We start from the raw sequence: 661 nt of genomic DNA on the forward strand, positions 1-661 counted from the left end.
GAACGAGAAACAGCAGTTTCAAGTTCGTGACATTTCTGAACTGGTTCGCCAAGGTCAGGATATCGTCGTACAGGTAGTTAAAGATCCTCTTGGCACCAAAGGTGCGCGTTTAACTACTGACATCACACTTCCTTCCCGTTATCTCGTCTTTATGCCTGGCGCTAGCCACGTTGGTGTATCGCAACGTATTGAAAGCGAAAGCGAACGTGAACGCCTTAAAAAAGTGGTGAATCACTACTGCGATGAGCACGGTGGTTTCATTATCCGCACGGCCGCAGAAGGGGCGGACGAGAAAGAACTCTCTCAAGATGCTGCGTTCCTAAAACGCTTATGGCTGAAAGTCATGGAGCGTCGTTCTAAGTACAAGACACGTTCAACGCTGTATGGCGAGCTTGGTCTTGCACAACGTATTTTGCGTGACTTCGTTGGAACGGAACTCGACAAGATTTTGGTCGATTCACGTTTAGAATATGAGAACCTCAAAGAGTTTACTTCTGAGTATGTACCGGAGCTGACCGATAAGCTTGAGCTTTACGAAGGTGACAAGCCTATCTTTGATATGTACGACACTGAGAACGAAATTCAACGCTCTTTGGAGCGCAAAGTTGAGCTCAAGTCGGGTGGTTACCTAATCATCGACCAGACAGAAGCGATGACCACC

General features: G+C 47.4%; 1 protein-coding gene. It reads left to right on the forward strand.

Annotated features, from left to right (window positions below):
• The coding region (locus tag R7R24_RS27515; RefSeq protein WP_318120241.1) for a ribonuclease E/G at positions 1-661 on the forward strand (661 nt) is incomplete at both ends.

It is taken from the genome of Vibrio sp. 704, from assembly GCF_033339295.1.